The sequence below is a fragment of the Phenylobacterium sp. genome, from assembly GCF_041916435.1.
Taxonomy (GTDB): Bacteria; Pseudomonadota; Alphaproteobacteria; order Caulobacterales; family Caulobacteraceae; genus Phenylobacterium.
In genome coordinates, this window is the sequence record NZ_JAYRZM010000002.1 from 291782 (window position 1) to 307436 (window position 15655).

The 15655-nt window shown below is 71.9% G+C and carries 13 protein-coding genes; 9 read left to right on the plus strand and 4 right to left on the minus strand.

Translation table 11 applies throughout. The features are described 5' to 3' along the window. Nucleotides 1-92 precede the first annotated feature (92 nt). From ACE3TA_RS06295 to ACE3TA_RS06320, 6 genes are all read left to right on the plus strand, one after another. Nucleotides 93-740: a DsbA family oxidoreductase gene (locus ACE3TA_RS06295; protein ID WP_374571657.1), complete on the plus strand. Its 648-nt coding sequence runs from the start codon at nucleotides 93-95 to the stop codon at nucleotides 738-740. Between the two features lie 110 nt (nucleotides 741-850). Beyond that, a complete protein-coding gene (locus ACE3TA_RS06300; RefSeq protein ID WP_374571659.1) occupies nucleotides 851-3748 on the plus strand; it encodes a bifunctional [glutamine synthetase] adenylyltransferase/[glutamine synthetase]-adenylyl-L-tyrosine phosphorylase in 2898 nt (965 codons plus the stop codon). Nucleotides 3749-3823: 75 nt separating this feature from the next. After that, nucleotides 3824-4243: an EF-hand domain-containing protein gene (locus ACE3TA_RS06305; protein ID WP_374571661.1), complete on the plus strand. Its 420-nt coding sequence runs from the start codon at nucleotides 3824-3826 to the stop codon at nucleotides 4241-4243. Between the two features lie 47 nt (nucleotides 4244-4290). After that, nucleotides 4291-4839 (plus strand): RNA polymerase sigma factor, encoded by a 549-nt coding sequence (locus ACE3TA_RS06310; protein ID WP_374571663.1) that lies wholly within the window; start codon nucleotides 4291-4293, stop codon nucleotides 4837-4839. A 7-nt stretch (nucleotides 4840-4846) separates the two neighbouring features. Next, complete coding sequence (locus ACE3TA_RS06315) at nucleotides 4847-5302, plus strand: hypothetical protein (protein ID WP_374571665.1); 456 nt, start codon at nucleotides 4847-4849, stop codon at nucleotides 5300-5302. Further along, entirely contained in the window at nucleotides 5299-5814 is a 516-nt protein-coding gene (locus ACE3TA_RS06320; protein ID WP_374571666.1) for a periplasmic heavy metal sensor, read from the plus strand. Before ACE3TA_RS06315 ends, ACE3TA_RS06320 begins: the two co-directional genes overlap by 4 nt. Here the strand turns inward: ACE3TA_RS06320 and ACE3TA_RS06325 are convergent. Then, entirely contained in the window at nucleotides 5811-8279 is a 2469-nt protein-coding gene (locus ACE3TA_RS06325; protein ID WP_374571668.1) for an ATP-binding protein, read from the minus strand. The two genes, ACE3TA_RS06320 and ACE3TA_RS06325, sit on opposite strands and share 4 nt — an antisense overlap. A gap of 209 nt (nucleotides 8280-8488) precedes the next feature. Then, nucleotides 8489-11110 (minus strand): aminopeptidase N, encoded by a 2622-nt coding sequence (gene pepN / locus ACE3TA_RS06330; protein WP_374571670.1) that lies wholly within the window; start codon nucleotides 11108-11110, stop codon nucleotides 8489-8491. A 147-nt stretch (nucleotides 11111-11257) separates the two neighbouring features. Here pepN and ACE3TA_RS06335 point away from each other — a divergent pair, with 147 nt between their 5' ends. After that, entirely contained in the window at nucleotides 11258-11905 is a 648-nt protein-coding gene (locus ACE3TA_RS06335; RefSeq protein WP_374571672.1) for an OmpW family protein, read from the plus strand. 186 nt (nucleotides 11906-12091) lie between these two features. Here the strand turns inward: ACE3TA_RS06335 and ACE3TA_RS06340 are convergent, their stop codons facing one another. Next, nucleotides 12092-12664, minus strand: a complete 573-nt coding sequence (locus ACE3TA_RS06340; protein WP_374571674.1) for a hypothetical protein — start codon at nucleotides 12662-12664, stop codon at nucleotides 12092-12094. 158 nt (nucleotides 12665-12822) lie between these two features. Between ACE3TA_RS06340 and ACE3TA_RS06345 the strand changes: the two genes are divergently transcribed. Further along, on the plus strand, nucleotides 12823-13938 hold the full coding sequence (locus tag ACE3TA_RS06345) for an acyl-CoA dehydrogenase family protein (protein WP_374571676.1): 1116 nt from the start codon (nucleotides 12823-12825) through the stop codon (nucleotides 13936-13938). A gap of 12 nt (nucleotides 13939-13950) precedes the next feature. Next, a complete protein-coding gene (locus ACE3TA_RS06350) occupies nucleotides 13951-15177 on the plus strand; it encodes an acyl-CoA dehydrogenase family protein (protein ID WP_374571678.1) in 1227 nt (408 codons plus the stop codon). A gap of 13 nt (nucleotides 15178-15190) precedes the next feature. Here the strand turns inward: ACE3TA_RS06350 and ACE3TA_RS06355 are convergent, their stop codons facing one another. Then, the gene (locus ACE3TA_RS06355) at nucleotides 15191-15607 is read right to left on the minus strand and encodes a hypothetical protein (protein WP_374571680.1); all 417 of its coding nucleotides are present in this window, start codon (nucleotides 15605-15607) and stop codon (nucleotides 15191-15193) included. Between the last annotated feature and the right edge of the window lie 48 nt (nucleotides 15608-15655).

Consider the following 15655-nt stretch of genomic DNA (forward strand, 5'->3'; position numbering starts at 1 on the left):
CCGGCCTTGGATTCCGCGGCCGCGGCGCTATCTGTCGAAGAGCCGCGCGGCCGAGGGCGGCGCATCGCCAGACGAGCGTCGGGAGGCGCGCCATGACCAAGCCCATGAAGATCGACTTCATCTCCGACGTGGTCTGCCCCTGGTGCGTGATCGGCCTGGGCGGCCTGGAGGAGGCGCTGGGCCGGCTGGACGGGGTGGTGGACGCGAAGATCACCTTCCACCCGTTCGAGCTCAATCCGCAGATGCCGGCCGAGGGCCAGGACATCGCCGAGCACGTCTTCGAGAAGTACGGCGCCACGCCCGAGCAGTCGGCGGCCAACCGCGCGGCGATCCAGCAGCGCGCCGCCGACGTGGGCTTCACCATCACCTACCGGCCCGACAGCCGCATCTACAACACCTTCGACGCCCACCGCCTGCTGCACTGGGCGGGCCTGCAGGGCCGCCAGCTCGAGCTGAAGAAGGCCCTGTTCCAGGCCTATTTCACCGACGGGCGCAATCCGGGCGACCACGAGGTGCTGGTCGAGGCGGCCGGGCAGGCCGGGCTCGATCCCGCCGCCGCGCGCGAGGTGCTGACGTCTGGCAAGTTCGCCGAGCATATCCGCAACACGGAGCGCCAGTGGTACGAGGCCGGCGTCGCCTCGGTGCCGACCCTGATCATCAACGACCGCTACGTGATCACCGGCGGCCAGCCGGCGGAGCTGTTCGAAAAGGCCCTGCGCCGCATCTCCGAGGAAGCCTAAGGCGCTGGGCCAGATGCTCCCCTCTGGGGGAGCATCTTTAGTGTCGGCGCTCTGCAGAGCGTGATCACGACCAGTTGGCCGCGGGGCGATCCGTGGGCAAAGTCGGGGCCATGACTCGCCTGGCCGATCGCCTGAAGCCCTGCGGCCCCGTGGCCGACCCCAAGGCCGCCGAGCGGCTGCGAGAGACCCTGGCCGAGGCCGCGCAGGCCCAGGGCTGGACCGGCCTGCTCGCCGCCGCCTGGCCGGCGCTGGAACCGGCCTTCGGCGCCGCGCCCTACCTGGCGGGCCTGGCGCGTCGCGACCCGCAGCGGCTGCGCGCGCTCTTGGAGGCCGATCCGGACGCGCGGCTGGCCGACCTGCTCGCCCGCATCCGCGCCGCCGCGACGCTGGAGCCGGAGGCGGCCGGCGCCCAGCTTCGCAAGCTGAAGGCCGAGGCGCACCTGCTGACCGCGCTCTGCGACCTGGGCGGCCTGTGGGACCTGGACGCGGTGACCGGCGCGATCACCCGCGTCGCCGACGCGGCCGTCGCCGCGGCCCTGGAGAGCCTGGCGCGGGCCGAGCTCGCCGCCGGGAGGCTCGCGCGGCTGGGGCAGGGCGAGGAAGGTCCGGTCCCCGGCTGGTTCTGCATCGCCATGGGCAAGCAGGGCGCCTTCGAGCTGAACTACTCCAGCGACATCGACATCTCGGTCTTCTACGAGCCGGAGGCCCTGCCGCTGGCCGAGGGCGTGGAGCCGCAGGGCTTCGCCGTGCGCCTGACCAAGGCGCTGGCCGAGCTGATGCAGAACCGCACCGGCGACGGCTACGTCTTCCGGGTGGACCTCAGGCTCCGGCCCGACCCGTCGTCCACCCCGCCGGCGGTGCCGGTGGCCGCGGCCTTGGACTACTACGAGAGCGTCGGCCAGAACTGGGAGCGGGCGGCCTTCATCAAGGCCAGGCCCTGCGCCGGCGACATGGCCCGCGCCCGCGCCTTCCTGGAGGAGCTGCAGCCCTACATCTGGCGCAAGAACCTCGACTTCGCCGCCATCGCCGACATCCATTCGATCAAGCGGCAGATCCACGTGCACAAGGTCGACGAGCGCCTGACGGCCAAGGGCGTCGACCTGAAGCTCGGGCGCGGCGGCATCCGCGAGATCGAGTTCTACGTCCAGACCCAGCAGCTCATCCTGGGCGGGCGCAATCCGGACCTGCGCTCCTCGCGCACCCTGGACGCCCTGGCGGCCCTGGCGGCGGCCGGCCACGTGGACGAGGCGGCCGCGCGCGAGCTGCACGACGCCTATCTCATGCTGCGCGCCATCGAGCACCGGGTGCAGATGGTGGCCGACGAGCAGACCCACCGCCTGCCCGAGGCCGACGCCGATCGCCGGCGCGTGGCGCTGCTGTCGGGCTTCAGCCGCCTGCCGAGCTTCGATGCGGCGGTGAGCAAGGTGCTGCGCACCGTCAACGCCCGCTATGGCGAACTCTTTCCGGAGGAGGAGCAGCTCTCCTCCAGGTTCGGCAGCCTGGTGTTCACCGGCGTGGACGACGACCCGGAGACGCTGGAGACGCTGTCGCGGATGGGCTTCGACAACCCCGCGCGGGTGTCGCAGACGATCCGCGCCTGGCACCACGGCCACATCCCGGCCACCCGCACCGAGCGGGGGCGCGAGCTCTTCACGCGCCTGGCGCCGCGCCTGCTGGAGGCGCTGGAGGCCACCGGCGCGCCGAACACGGCGTTCAACCGCTTCGTCGACTTCTTCGCCAAGCTGGCGTCCGGGGTGCAGATCCAGTCGCTGTTCCTGGCCCAGCCGCGGCTGTTCGAGCTGATCGTCGAGGTGATGGCCTTCGCCCCCAAGCTGGCCTCGACCCTGGCGCGGCGGCCCGCGGCGCTGGATGCGATGCTCGACGCCGACTTCTTCCAGCCGATCCACATCGAGGAGGACCGCCAGGCCATGGCCCTGGCGCTGGACCGCGCCGAGGGCTTCGAGGCGGCGATGGACGCGGTGCGCCGCGTGCACCGCGAGCAGGCCTTCCGCGTGGGCGTACAGGTGATGAGCGGGGCGGCCAGCGCCGAGGTGGCCGGCCGCGCCTTCGCCGAGCTGGCCGACCTGTGCATCGGGGCCCTGGCGCCGGCGGCCCTGGCCGAGACCGAGCGCATGGGCGGCGCCTTTCCGGGGCAGGTGGCGGTGGTGGCGCTGGGCAAGTGCGGCTCGCGGGAGATGAGCGCCGGCTCCGACCTGGACCTGATGACCCTCTATCGCGCCGACGAGCCGGGCGCGGCCTCGTCCATCAAGGAGTGGGGCGCGGAGACCTATTTCGGCCGCTTCACCCAGCGGCTGATCGCGGCGCTCTCCATCCCCACCGCCGAGGGCGGGCTCTACGAGGTGGACATGCAGCTTCGCCCCTCGGGCACCAAGGGGCCGGTGGCGGTGAGCTTCGCCGCCTTCGAGAGCTACTACGAAGGCGAGGCCGAGACCTGGGAGCACCTGGCCCTGACCCGCGCGCGGGTGGTGTGGGCGACCTCGCAAGGCTTCGCCACGGACGCGGCGGCGGCGATCGAGGCGGCGCTGCGCCGGCCGCGCGACCACGCCCGCACGATCGCCGACGTGCGCGACATGCGCGCCCTGATGGAGCGCGAGCGCCCGCCCAAGGGCTTCTGGGACATGAAGCTGACGCCCGGCGGGCTGGTGGACGTGGAGTTCGCCGCCCAGGGGCTGCAACTGCTGCACGCGGCTGGCGGCGGGCCGCTGCGGCAGAACACCGCCGAGGCGCTGGCGGCGCTCAGCGACGCCGGGCTGGCGGCCAAGGCGCCGCTCGCCGCCCTGGAGGAGGCCGGGCGGCTGCAGCAGAACCTGACCCAGCTCCTGAAGGTGGCGCTGGAGGACGACGCCGATCCGGCCCAGGAGCCGACGGCGTTCCGCGCGCTGCTGGCGCGGGCGGGCGGCGCGCGCGACTTCAAGGCCCTGCAGGCCCGGCTGCGCGCCGCGCGGGAGGCCGCGCGCAAGGCCTATGACATCGTCCTGACACCTTGAGCGACGGAACTGCGGTTCATCGCCCGTTCAAGCGATGAAGGCCTTCCTGCCCCCGAAGGCCGAAAGGATGGTTTCATGAAGCACGCTCTCATCGCCGCCGCCTGCCTCGCCGCCGTGGGCGGCGCGGCCCACGCGCAGATGCGCGGCGTCGATCCGGACCTGAACAAGGACGGCAAGGTGACCCTGGACGAGTTCCGCAAGGCCGAGGCCGACGGCATGCTCGGCCGGCTGGACGCGAACAAGGACGGCAAGATCACCGCCGACGAGATCCAGGCCATGGCCGAGCGGGCCAAGTCCTTCGGCCGGCCGCAGGCCGCCGACCGGCTGAACGCGATGGTCGCCCGGCTCGATACGAACAAGGACGGCGTGATCACCCGCGCCGAGATAGACGCCGGCGCGGTCAGGCGCTTCAAGATGGCGGACGCCAACGGCGACGGATGGCTCAGCAAGGACGAGCTGTCGGCCGCGCGGCCATCAAGAGCTCGTGCCGACTGACGGGACATATTCGTCCGGCCCGGGGGCGGCGCGGGGCGAGGTGAGGCTTGAGCCGGAGCGATCCCGACGAAGCGCTGGTGGCGCGTGTGGGCAAAGGAGAGCCCGACGCGGTGCGCGCGCTGATGGCGCGCAAGCTGCCGCGCCTGATGTCGCTCGCCCAGCGCATGCTGGGGGACGCCGCCGAGGCCGAGGACGTGGTGCAGGAGACCTTCGTGCGCGCCTGGCGCCAGGCGCCGAACTGGAAGCCGGGCGCGGCGCGGTTCGACACCTGGCTGCACCGCGTGGCGCTGAACCTCTGCTACGACCGCCTGCGCCGGCGCCGGGAAGTGGCGACGGACGATCCGCCCGAGCGGCCCGACGAGGGGCCGGCGCCCGACCGCGGGCTGGAGGCCCAGGACGTGGGCCGGCGCGTGGCCGAGGCGATGGCCCGTCTGCCGGACCGCCAGCGCGAGGCCATCACCCTGTGCCACTATCAAGAGATGACCAATATCGAAGCCGCCGCCCTGATGGGCGTGAGCGTGGATGCCTTGGAGAGCCTCCTGGCGCGCGGGCGCCGGGGGCTGAGGGCCGCGCTCGCCGACGTGGCGCGGCCGTGAGGAGCCGATGACCGAGCCGATGCAACGCCTGACCTTCGAGCGCTTCCAGGCCCTGGCCGAGGCCTATGGCGGGGACGTCTCGCGCTGGCCGGAAGAGGTGCGCGACGCCGCCGCCCTGGCGGTGGCCGAGGCGCCGCTGGTGACCGCCAAGATCCTGGCCGCGGCCGGCGAGCTGGACGCGGCGCTGGACGCCTGGCGCCCGCAGTTGGCGAGCCACGCCCTGCGCGAGGCGATCATCGCGGCCGCGCCGCGGGTTCGCCGGGGGCTGGGCCTGGCCGGCTGGCTGACGCGGGCCGGGCTTGGCGCGGGCCTGGCGGCGGCCTGCGCCGCCGGGGTCGTGGCGGGCGCCCAGGTCTCGCTGCTGTCGCAGGCGCCCGCCGGGGCCGCGGCGGTGGCCAGCGCCCTGACGGGCTATGAAGCCATCGCGCTGGATGGGTCGTCGTCCGAGGAGGCCGCCGGATGAGCCGCCGAGTGCTGCTGATCGCCCTGTTCGTCTCGCTGGCGGTCAACCTGTTCACCGTGGGCGCGGTGGTGGGCGGCCTGGTGGTGGCCGCGCGGACGCCGCCGCCGCAACCGGCGCAGGAGCCGCGCCCGGGGCCGGCCATCTGGGCCGCGGCCCAGGCCCTCGGTCCCGAGGAGCGGCTGCGCTTCCGCGAGATGCTGCGCGAGCAGGGGCCCGCCGTGAACCAGCGCCTGCACGCCGTGCGCCAGGCCCGGCGCGAGGCCTGGCGGATGATGGGGCGCGAGCCGTTCGACGGCCGGGCCGTCACCGGCGCCCTCGACCAGGCCCGCGCCACGGAGATGCAGGCCCGCGGCGAGGTGGAGCACAGGATCGTCGAGTTCGCCTCCGGGCTGCCGCCGGAGGAACGGGCCCGCTTCGCCCAGCGGCTGGCGCCGGTCGACGCCGACGGGCAGGCCCTGGAGCGCCGGCCGCGCCGGCCCGCCGTTCCGCCGGCCGGGGGCGCGGAGCCCTAGGCGGCGGCGACGCCGGCGGGCTGGCCGCCGCGGACCTGGCGGATCGGCACGGTGAAGCTCACCGTCGTGCCCTCGCCGGGGGTGCTCTGCATGTCCAGCGCCCCGCCGTGCATCTCCACCAGCGACTTGGTCAGCGCCAGGCCCAGGCCCGTGCCCTGCTGCGACTTGGCGTGCTGGGTCTCGATCTGCTCGAAGGGACGGGCCAGGCGGCTCAGGTCCTCGGCGGCGATGCCGATGCCGGTGTCCTGCACGCTCACGCGCACGCGCTCGCCCAGGGCGTCGCGCCGCAGCTCGGCGCGCACGGTCACGCTGCCGCCGCGCGGGGTGAACTTGATGGCGTTGGAGAGCAGGTTCAGCAGCACCTGCTTGATGGCCCGGTAGTCGGCCTCCACGTCGGGCAGGGGCGGGAAATCGAGCGAGAGCGCCAGCCCCGTGGCCTCGGCGCGGTTGTGCACGAGGCGCACGGCGTCCTCGGCGATCTCCTCCAGCGACATGGGCTCGAACTTCAGCGTCATCTTGCCGGCCTCGATCTTCGACATGTCGAGGATGTCGTTGATCAGGGCCAGCAGGTGCTGGCCGGAGCTGAGGATGTCCTGGGCGTATTCCTTGTAGCGCCTGTCGCCGAGCGGGCCGAACATCTCGCCGACCATGATCTCGGAGAAGCCGTTGATGGCGTTCAGCGGCGTGCGCAGCTCGTGGCTCATGTTGGCCAGGAAGTCGCTCTTGGCCTTGTTGGCGCCCTCGGCGCGCAGCTTCTCGGCCTCGTACTTGCGCGCCAGTTCGGAGAGCTGCTCCTGGCTCTGCTCCAGGCTGACCACCGCGCGCTGGAGCTGCTCCTCGTTGAGGCGGCGCGCCTCCTCCTGGGCCTTGATGGCGGTGATGTCGGCGGCGGTCATCACTAGGCCGCCCTCGGCCGTGCGGCGCTCGGAGATCTGCATCCAGCGGCCGTCGAACAGCTCGGCCTCGCGCACGCCGCGCTTGCCGTCGGGGGCGGGGCTCTCCTGCTTGATGGCGATCTGGGCGAGCTTGTTGACCTCGGCGCGGGGCGCGCCGGGGCGCAGGATGCGCGGGTCCAGCGAGAAGAAGTCGCGGTAGTTCTTGTTGCACAAAAGGAGCCGGCCGTGGCGGTCCCACAGGACGAAGGCCTCGGTGACGCTGTCGATGGCGTCGCGCAGGCGCACCTCGGCGGCCTGGGCGCGGGCTTGGGCGACGCGCTCCTCGGTGACGTCAAGCGCCACGCCGATGATCCGCGCATAGCTGCCGTCGGCGGCGCGGTCGAAGCCCTGGCCGCGGGCGTCGATCCAGATCGGCCGGCCGCCCTGCGGATTGGGCACGCGGAACGACACGTCGAAGCCGCCGTAGATCGCCGCCGTGGTGACCGCCTGGCGCAGGCGCTCGCGGTGTTCGGCGGCGACCCGCTCGATCACCTCGTCGGCCTTGACCACGCCGCCGCCGCCCCAGCCCAGGATCGCGCCGGTGACGTCGGACATGTACATGCTGTCGGTGGCGACATCCCATTCCCAGATGCCGCAGCGGGCGGCCTCCACGGCCATGCGGAAGCGCTGCTCGGATTCGCTGAACGCCTGCTCGGCCTTCTCCACCTTGCGGCTCTGCCACAGGAGCATCACCGTCAGCAGGAAGGCGACGAACAGCGGGACCATCACCCAAGCGATCTGTTCGCGCACGGACAGCGTGCCGGCCGCGCTCGCCGGCCCGGCCGCCAGCGCCGCCAGCGCGCCGCCGGCGGCCGGCTGGACGACCAGATCCAGCGCCGCGCCGTCCGGGCGCTTGGCCTTCAGGAACTGGCCGGCCTTCAACTGGTCGGGCGCCAGGGCGAAGCCCTCGTTGACCGTCGCCGCCTGGGCCACGCCGCCTTCGCCGCCGGCGGTCAGGATGCGTCCGTCGTTCGTGACCAGGGCCTCCGGCGCGGTGGGCGAGATGATCCGCGCCAGGCGGGCGGGGTCCTCTGAGGCGATGATCCAGCGCCGGCCCTGCGCGGTGGAGACGGCGGTCACGGCGGTGAGCAGGGGCTTGGCGTCGCCGACCGCGCCGATCCACAGGTCGCCGTCGGCGCGCCCGGCGGCGCGCGCGGCCTCGCGCCAGTCGACGCCGCGGCTCCTGCCGGACTGGGCCAGGAGCTCGGCGTCGTCCAGCACGCCCACCGCGCGGGCCGCGCCGTCGGCGGCGCGCATGCCCGCCTCGGCCGCGTCGATCGGCGCGCCGGGCGCGCGGACCAGGGCCTCGCGGGCGGCGATCAGGCCGCCCTTCAGCGCCGTCACCTCGCCGTCCAGCCGCGCGGCCATGGCGTCGGCGCGGCCGGGCAGGGCGCCGTTGGCCAGGGCCGCGCCCTGCGGCTCGCGCTGGATGCGCATCACCGCCACCACCGAATAGATGGCCAGGAGCAGCAAGGTCGACAGGATGAGGATGCGGGCGAAGGTCTGGGTTTCAGGCGGCCGCGCGAACACTGTCAGGTCCCCGCCTGACGCGTTGACGCCAGAATCAGCCGCGTTCTCGCCCCCGCGTCTGGCCAACGCGCGCCGCTCCCTTAAACCGAACCCGAGTCACCCCGCGTTTAGGAGTCTACGCGTGCGTCTGCGTCGCGTCACGAGTCCGCGCGCTCGATCTTCACGATGAGAGTCCTCGGCGCCACAGGGGCTTGGCGCGGGCGCCGGCGTCAGCCCTCGCCCAGCGCCTTGCTCGCCAGCTCGAAGACGTTCTTGGACAGGCCCTCGGTCGCCACGATGCGGGCCAGCTCGGCCTTCATCAGCTCGCCGAGTTCGGGCGTGTAGCGCCGCCAGCCGCCGAGCGGCTCGATCATCCGCGCGGCGGTCATCGGGTTGAAGCCGTCCACCGCCAGGATCTGGTCGGCCAGGAAGCGGTAGCCCGCGCCGCTGGGATCGTGGAATCGGGCCGGGTTGGCCGCGGCGAAGGTCGCCACCAGGGCGCGCAGGCGGTTGGGGTTCTTCTGGTCGAAGGCCGGATGGGTGGTGAGCCCCAGCACGCGGCCCAGCGCGCCCTCGCTCGGGTCGCGGGCCTGCAGGGCGAACCACTTGTCGATGACCAGCGGCTCGGCCTTCCAGCGATCGAAGAAGTCGGCCAAGGCCGCCTCGAAGGCTTCCCCGCCCACCAGCATCAGGGCGTTCAGCCCGCCGATGGCGTCGGTCATGTTGCTGGCGGCGCGATAGTGGCCGTCGGCCAGCTCGGCGACGTCCGAGCGCGGATTGGCCGCCAGCAGCTCCAGCGCGGCGTTGCGCAGGGCCCGGCGTCCGGCGCCGGCGGCGTCGGGCGTGAACTCGCCGAGCTGCTGCAGGCCGATGTGCAGGCGCCTGAGCTGGTCCTCCAGGTGCAGGGCCAGGCGCATGCGCAGGGCTTCGCGCGCCTCGTGCAGCGCCGCCGGGTCGGCCGGCTTCATCGCCAGCGACAGCTCCGACTCGGTGGGCAGGGCCAGGGTCAGCGCCTTGAACGCCGGATCGGCGGCCTGGTCGGACAGCGCCCGGCCGAGCGCCTCGGCGTAGCGCTCCTCGGCCACCTCGTCGGCGTGGCCGGCGGCGCGCGCCAGGATCAGGTCGCGGGCCAGGTCCTGGCCGGCTTCCCAGCGGTTGAACAGGTCCGGGTCGGCGGCGAGCTGGACGTAGCGGTCCTTGGGCTTGGCGTCGGTCTTCAGGGTGACGGGGGCGGAGAAGCCGCGCAGGGCCGAGACCACCGGCTCGCTGTCCACGCCGGTGAGGGTGACGCTCGCCTTGCCCTGATCGAGCACCACGACCGTCTCGTCCATCGCCTGGCCGTCGCGCTCGAAGGCCATGGTGCGGCCCTCTGCGTCCAGCAGGCCGATGGAGACCGGCGCCGGCAGGGCCCGCTTGGTCGGCTGGCCGGGGGTGGGGGCGGTCTCCTGGCTGAGCTCCAGCTCCAGGGTCCTGGCCGCCGCGTCGTAGCGGCGGCTGATGGTGAGGGTGGGCGTGCCGGCCTGTTCGTACCAGGCGAAGAAGTCGGTCAGGTCGCGGCCCGACACGTCGGCGAAGCAGGCGATGAAGGCCTCCACCGTGGTGGCGTGGCCGTCCCAGCGCTCGAAGTAGAGGTCCATGCCCTTGCGGAACAGCTCAGGCCCGATGAGGGTCTTGAGCATGCGGATCACCTCCGCGCCCTTCTCGTAGATGGTCGCGGTGTAGAAGTTGTCGATCTTCAGATAGCTCGACGGGCGCACCGGGTGGGCCAGCGGCCCCTGGTCCTCGGGGAACTGGCGGGCGCGCAGGGCCTTGACGTCCTTGATCCGCTGGACGGCCTCGCCGCGCATGTCGGCCGAGAAGCTCTGGTCGCGGAAGACCGTCAGGCCTTCCTTCAGGCAAAGCTGGAACCAGTCGCGGCAGGTGATCCGGTCGCCGGTCCAGTTGTGGAAGTATTCGTGGGCCACGACGCTTTCGATGCGCTCGTAGTCGAAGTCGGTGGCGGTCTCCGGATCGGCCAGCAGCAGCGAGGAGTTGAAGATGTTCAGCCCCTTGTTCTCCATCGCCCCGAAGTTGAAGTCGCGCACGGCGACGATCATGAACAGGTCCAGGTCGTACTCGCGGCCGAACGCCTCTTCGTCCCACTTCATCGAGCGCTTGAGCGCGTCCATGGCGTAGGCCGCGCGGGCCGCCATGCCGGGATCGACGAAGATGCGCAGGTCCACCGTGCGCCCGCTCATGGTGACGAGCTTGTCCTCCAGCACGTCCAGCTCGCCGGCCACCAGGGCGAAGAGATAGCAGGGCTTGGGGAAGGGGTCGTTCCAGACGGCGAAGCGGCGCCCGCCCGGCAACTCGCCGGACTCGATCAGGTTGCCGTTGGACAGAAGGTGCTGGAACGACTTGTCGGCCTCGATGCGCACGGTGAACTTCGACAGGACGTCCGGCCGGTCGGGATACCAGGTGATCTTGCGGAAGCCCTCGGCCTCGCACTGGGTGCAGAACCGGCCGCCCGACATGTAGAGCCCGTCGAGCGCCTTGTTGGCCGCCGGGTCGATCTCGACCTCGGTCTCCAGCACGAAGGCGTCGGGCGCGCCCGGGATGGTCAGGAACTCGGCGTCGATCGTGCGCTCGGCCTCTGCCAGGACGCGCCCGTCGATCGCCACCGAGATCGGCTTGAGCCGCTCGCCGTTCAGCACCAGCGGCTCGGCGTGGTCGCCGTTGCGGCGCACCGCCAAGCGGGCCTTCACCCGCGTGCGGCTCGGCTCCAGGGCGAAGTCCAGCCGGACCTCGTCGATGAGGAAGGCCGGCGGGCGATAGTCGGACAGGCGGATCGGCTGGGGCGTTTCGGTGCGCATCCAAGGGATTTAGCGCCGCCAGGGGCCGCCCGCCAGGGGGCCTGCGGCATGCTGACGGCGTTTGAGCAATGTCAAGGCGGAGGTTGGCGCGCGGGAGGAGTTTTCCGCCACCCGGCCAAAAGGCCACAAAAAAATTGGGGATATGTCATGACCGCTATCCGTTACGCGCTCGCCGGCGTCGCCGCCCTGGCCCTGGCCGGGACCGCGCACGCGCAGGACTTCCGGCCCAAGGAAAAGGGCCTTCTGATGCTCAACGTCCGCGTCACCGACGTGACCAGCGACGCCAACGATCCGATCAAGACCGCGGCCGGCGCGGCCACGGGCCTGAACGTCGACGTCAAGAACGACGTGATGCCCACCATCGGCCTCAGCTACTTCCTGACCGACAACGTCGCGGTGGAAGTGATCGCCGGCACGACCAAGCACGAGATCAAGGCCAAGGGCCCGGGCGTGGACGTGGCCGTGCATGACACCTGGGTGCTGCCGCCGGTGGTGGCCCTGCAATACCACTTCGCTCCGGCCGCCAAGGTCAGCCCCTATGTCGGCGCCGGCGTGAACTACATGATCTTCTACTCCGGCAAGGACAAGAACGGCTTCACCGTCGATCTGGACGACGGCTTCGGCCTGGCCCTGCAGGCGGGCGTGGACGTGGCCGTGCAAGGCCCCTGGAGCGCCAACCTCGACGTGAAGAAGGTGTTCTTCAAGACCGACGCCAACATCAACAACGGCGCGCTGAAGTCGTCGGTGCACCTCGACCCGTGGGTGATCTCCGCGGGCTTCGGCTACAAGTTCTAGTTTTCGGGGCGGACGGACGCCGGCGCCCCCCGCCGCGGCCCGTCCGAACGGCGTCGTCCCGTTCCGCCGCCAGGCGCGGCGGTCGGGGCCCAGGTTCCAGCGTGCTTGGGTCGCCCGGTGAAAGCCGGGCGACGACGCGTTTGGGGGGATGCCTCGCGGCGCGGGCCGCCTGGACCGAGTTTCGCCCTAGGCGGCGACGGTGCCCTGGTCTTCCGGTCCGGTCAGCGGGGCCGGCACTTCGGACAGATAGCGCTCGATCTTCACCGTCTCCTCCGCCAGGCGGCGGATTTCCGGCGGCGCGTCGTCGGGCGCCTCGCTGATGAACTCGGTGAGCGCGCGGGCGATGGCCAGCAGGTGCGGGGCCACGGCGATCAGCCGGGCCTGGGCCTCGATCTTGTGCGGGTCGCGATCGTACTCGGCGCCGGGCACGCGCCAGCCGCCCCAGTCGTTCGCGTCGGTCACCACCACCGGATAGGTGCCCGGATAGGGGTGGTGGCGGCAGTCCTCGGGGGTCTGCCACTTGTTGCGGGCGCGCAGCAGCCGCCATTGGGCGCCGGCCTGATCGAGGATCTCGGGCCCATCCTGCTCGGCGCGCAGCTCATGGGCGTGGAATTCACGGCCCAGGCCCACGTCATAGGTCACGCGCACGGGCTCGTCGAAGCCGCGGGCCCAGATCGGCACGATGCGCTCGATCACCGACCAGGCGCCGACGCTTTCGACCCAGACCTTTTGATTCCGCTGAAATACCGCCTTGGCCATGTGGCGCTCCCTCGGGGTCCGAACCCCGATAGAAGCCCGAAATCATTGACGCGAGGTCAATCTTTCCAAGGCTTTCGGGACGGCTATGCTGAATTCAGCACGCGCCTCGAAGGCGTGGCGGGAGGAAACGTCGGCCGATACGGCGGGATAGGTCAGAGATGAATTTCGACTTTTCAGACGATCAGAAGTTCCTGAAGGCCGAAGCCAGGAAATTCCTGGAGGCCAACTGTCCGACATCGCGGGTGCGCGGCGTGCTGGACGACGCCGCCAAGGGCCATGACGCCGAGCTGTGGAGGGCCGTGGCCGCCCAGGGCTGGCTGGGCTGCGCCATCCCCGAGGAACACGGCGGGCTGGGGCTGGGCCACATCGAGCTGTGCGCCATCGCCGAGGAGCTGGGCCGGGTGGTCGCGCCGATCCCGTTCGCCTCGACGGTCTACATCCTGGCCGAGGCGCTGATGCTGGCCGGCTCGGACGCCCAGAAGGCGGCCCTCTTGCCGAAGATCGCCGCCGGCGAGGTGATCGGCGCCCTGGCTGCCTCCGAGGGGCCCGGCGCGGTCGGCCCCGCGACGCTGAAGGCGGTGGTCGAGGGCGGCAAGCTCTCGGGGACCAAGCTGCCGGTCACGGACGGCGACATCGCCGACGTGGCCATCGTGCTGGCCAAGGAGAACGGCAAGCCGGGCCTCTTCCTGGTCGATCTTGCCGGCGCGGGCGTGACGCGCGAGCCGCTGGAGACGCTGGATCCCACCCGCGATGCGGCGAAGATCGTCTTCGACGGGGCCGCGGCCGAGCGCCTCGGCGAGGCCGGCGAAGGCTTCGCCCTCTTGGAGCAGGTGCTCGACCGGGCCGCGGTGCTGCTGGCCTTCGAGCAGTGCGGCGGCGCCGACCGCTGCCTGGAGATGGCCAAGGACTACGCCCTGGAGCGCTACGCCTTCGGCCGCACCATCGCCTCCTACCAGGCGATCAAGCACAAGCTGGCCGACATGTACGTGAAGAACGAGCTGGCCCGCTCCAACGCCTACTACGGGGCCTGGGCGCTCAACACCAACGCGCCGGAGCTGCCGCTCGCGGCCTCGGCCGCGCGGATCGCCGGCAGCGAGGCCTTCTGGTTCGGGGCCAAGGAGAACATCCAGACCCACGGCGGCATCGGCTTCACCTGGGAGATGGACTGCCATCTCTACTACCGGCGGGCGCGCCAGCTCAGCCTGGTGGCCGGCGCCCCGCGCGTCTGGAAGGAACGGCTGGTCAGCCAGCTCGAGCGGCGCAACGCGGCCTGAGGGAGACGCAAGATGGACTTCAAGGACACCCCCGAGGAAGCCGCCTACCGCAAGCAGGTGCAGGACTGGCTGGCGGCCAACGCCCCGAAGCGCGGCGGCGACGGCGACGTCGAGGCCGGCTTCGACATGGCCGCGGCCAAGGCCTGGCAGGCCAAGAAGGCCGCCGCAGGCTACGCCCAGATCACCTGGCCCAAGGAGTGGGGCGGGCCGGGCGGCACGCCGATCCAGCAGGTGATCTTCAACACCGAGGAAGCCAAGCATCCGACGCCGGGCAATCCGTTCCAGATCGGCCTGGGCATGTGCGTGCCCACAGTGATGGCCTTCGCCGACGGGCCGACCAAGACGCGCTTCGTGGGCCCGGCCCTGCGCGGCGAGGAGATCTGGTGCCAGCTCTTCTCCGAGCCCTCCGGCGGTTCGGACGTGGCGGCCGCGCGCACCCGCGCAGTGCAGGCGGACGACGGCTCCGGCGACTGGATCATCAACGGCCAGAAGGTGTGGACCACCGGCGCCCAGTTCTCGGACTTCGGCATCGTGGTCTGCCGCACCGACCCCAACGTGCCCAAGCACAAGGGCCTGACCATGTTCTGGCTCGACATGCACGCCCCCGGCGTGGAGGTGAAGCCGATCCACCAGATGTCCGGCGGCTCGGGCTTCAACGAGGTCTTCTTCACCGACGTGCGGGTCAAGGACAGCCAGCGCCTGGGCGCGGTGGGCGACGGCTGGAAGGTGAGCCTCGTCACCCTGATGAACGAGCGCCTGGCCGTGGGCGGCTCCACCGGGGCCGGCTGGGCCGAGTTCATGGAGGCGGCGCGCTCGGTTCCCGGCGCGGATGGCGGCTCGGCGCTGAAGGACGCGGCCCTGCGCGAGAAGCTCGCCGACTGGTACGTCCAGGCCGAGGGGCTCAAGCACACGCGCAACCGCACCATGACCGCCCTGTCGCGCGGCCAGACGCCGGGGCCGGAAAGCTCGATCGGCAAGGTCGTGGCCGCCACCCAGATGCAGGACCTGGCGAGCACGGCGATCGACATGCTCGATCAGTACGGGATCATCAGCGACCCGGAACTGGCGCCCCTGCGCGCGGCGTTCCACGCCTCGTTCATGTCGGCGCCCGGCCTGCGCATCGCCGGCGGCACCGACGAGATCCTGCGCAACATCATCGCCGAGCGCGTGCTGGGCCTGCCCGGCGACATCCGCGTGGACAAGGACGTGCCCTTCAAGGACATGCCGACCGGGCGCTGAGGATCGGGCGGCCCTAATTGGGGGCTTCCGGCGCGGCCTCGGCCGGCGGCGGCGCGGCGGGCTGGGCGTAGGGGCAGTGAGCGGCCATCTGGCCAGCCATGGCCGGCTGCCCGTTCTGGGCCATCATGCCCTGACCCGCCATTCCCTGGCCAACCATGCCTTGGCCGGCCATGTGGCCCGGTCCCATCATGCCTTGGCCCGCCATTCCCTGGCCGGCCATCGCCGGGCCCTGGCCCATCATGTAGCCGGCGCCGGCCATGTGCTGGCCCGGACCCATCGCCTGGCCGGCCATGGGACAGCCGTAGACGGGCTGGGCGGTGTCGGGCTGGGTCGCGTCGGGCTTGGCCGGCGCGTCCGCGGGCGCGGCCAGGCTCGCGCCGGCGGCGAGGGCGACGGCCAAGGGGGCGGACAACAGAAACAAGCGGCGCATGGCGGTTCCTCCGTAGTCGCTCAATCGCAGCGACGCTGCGCCGCCCGC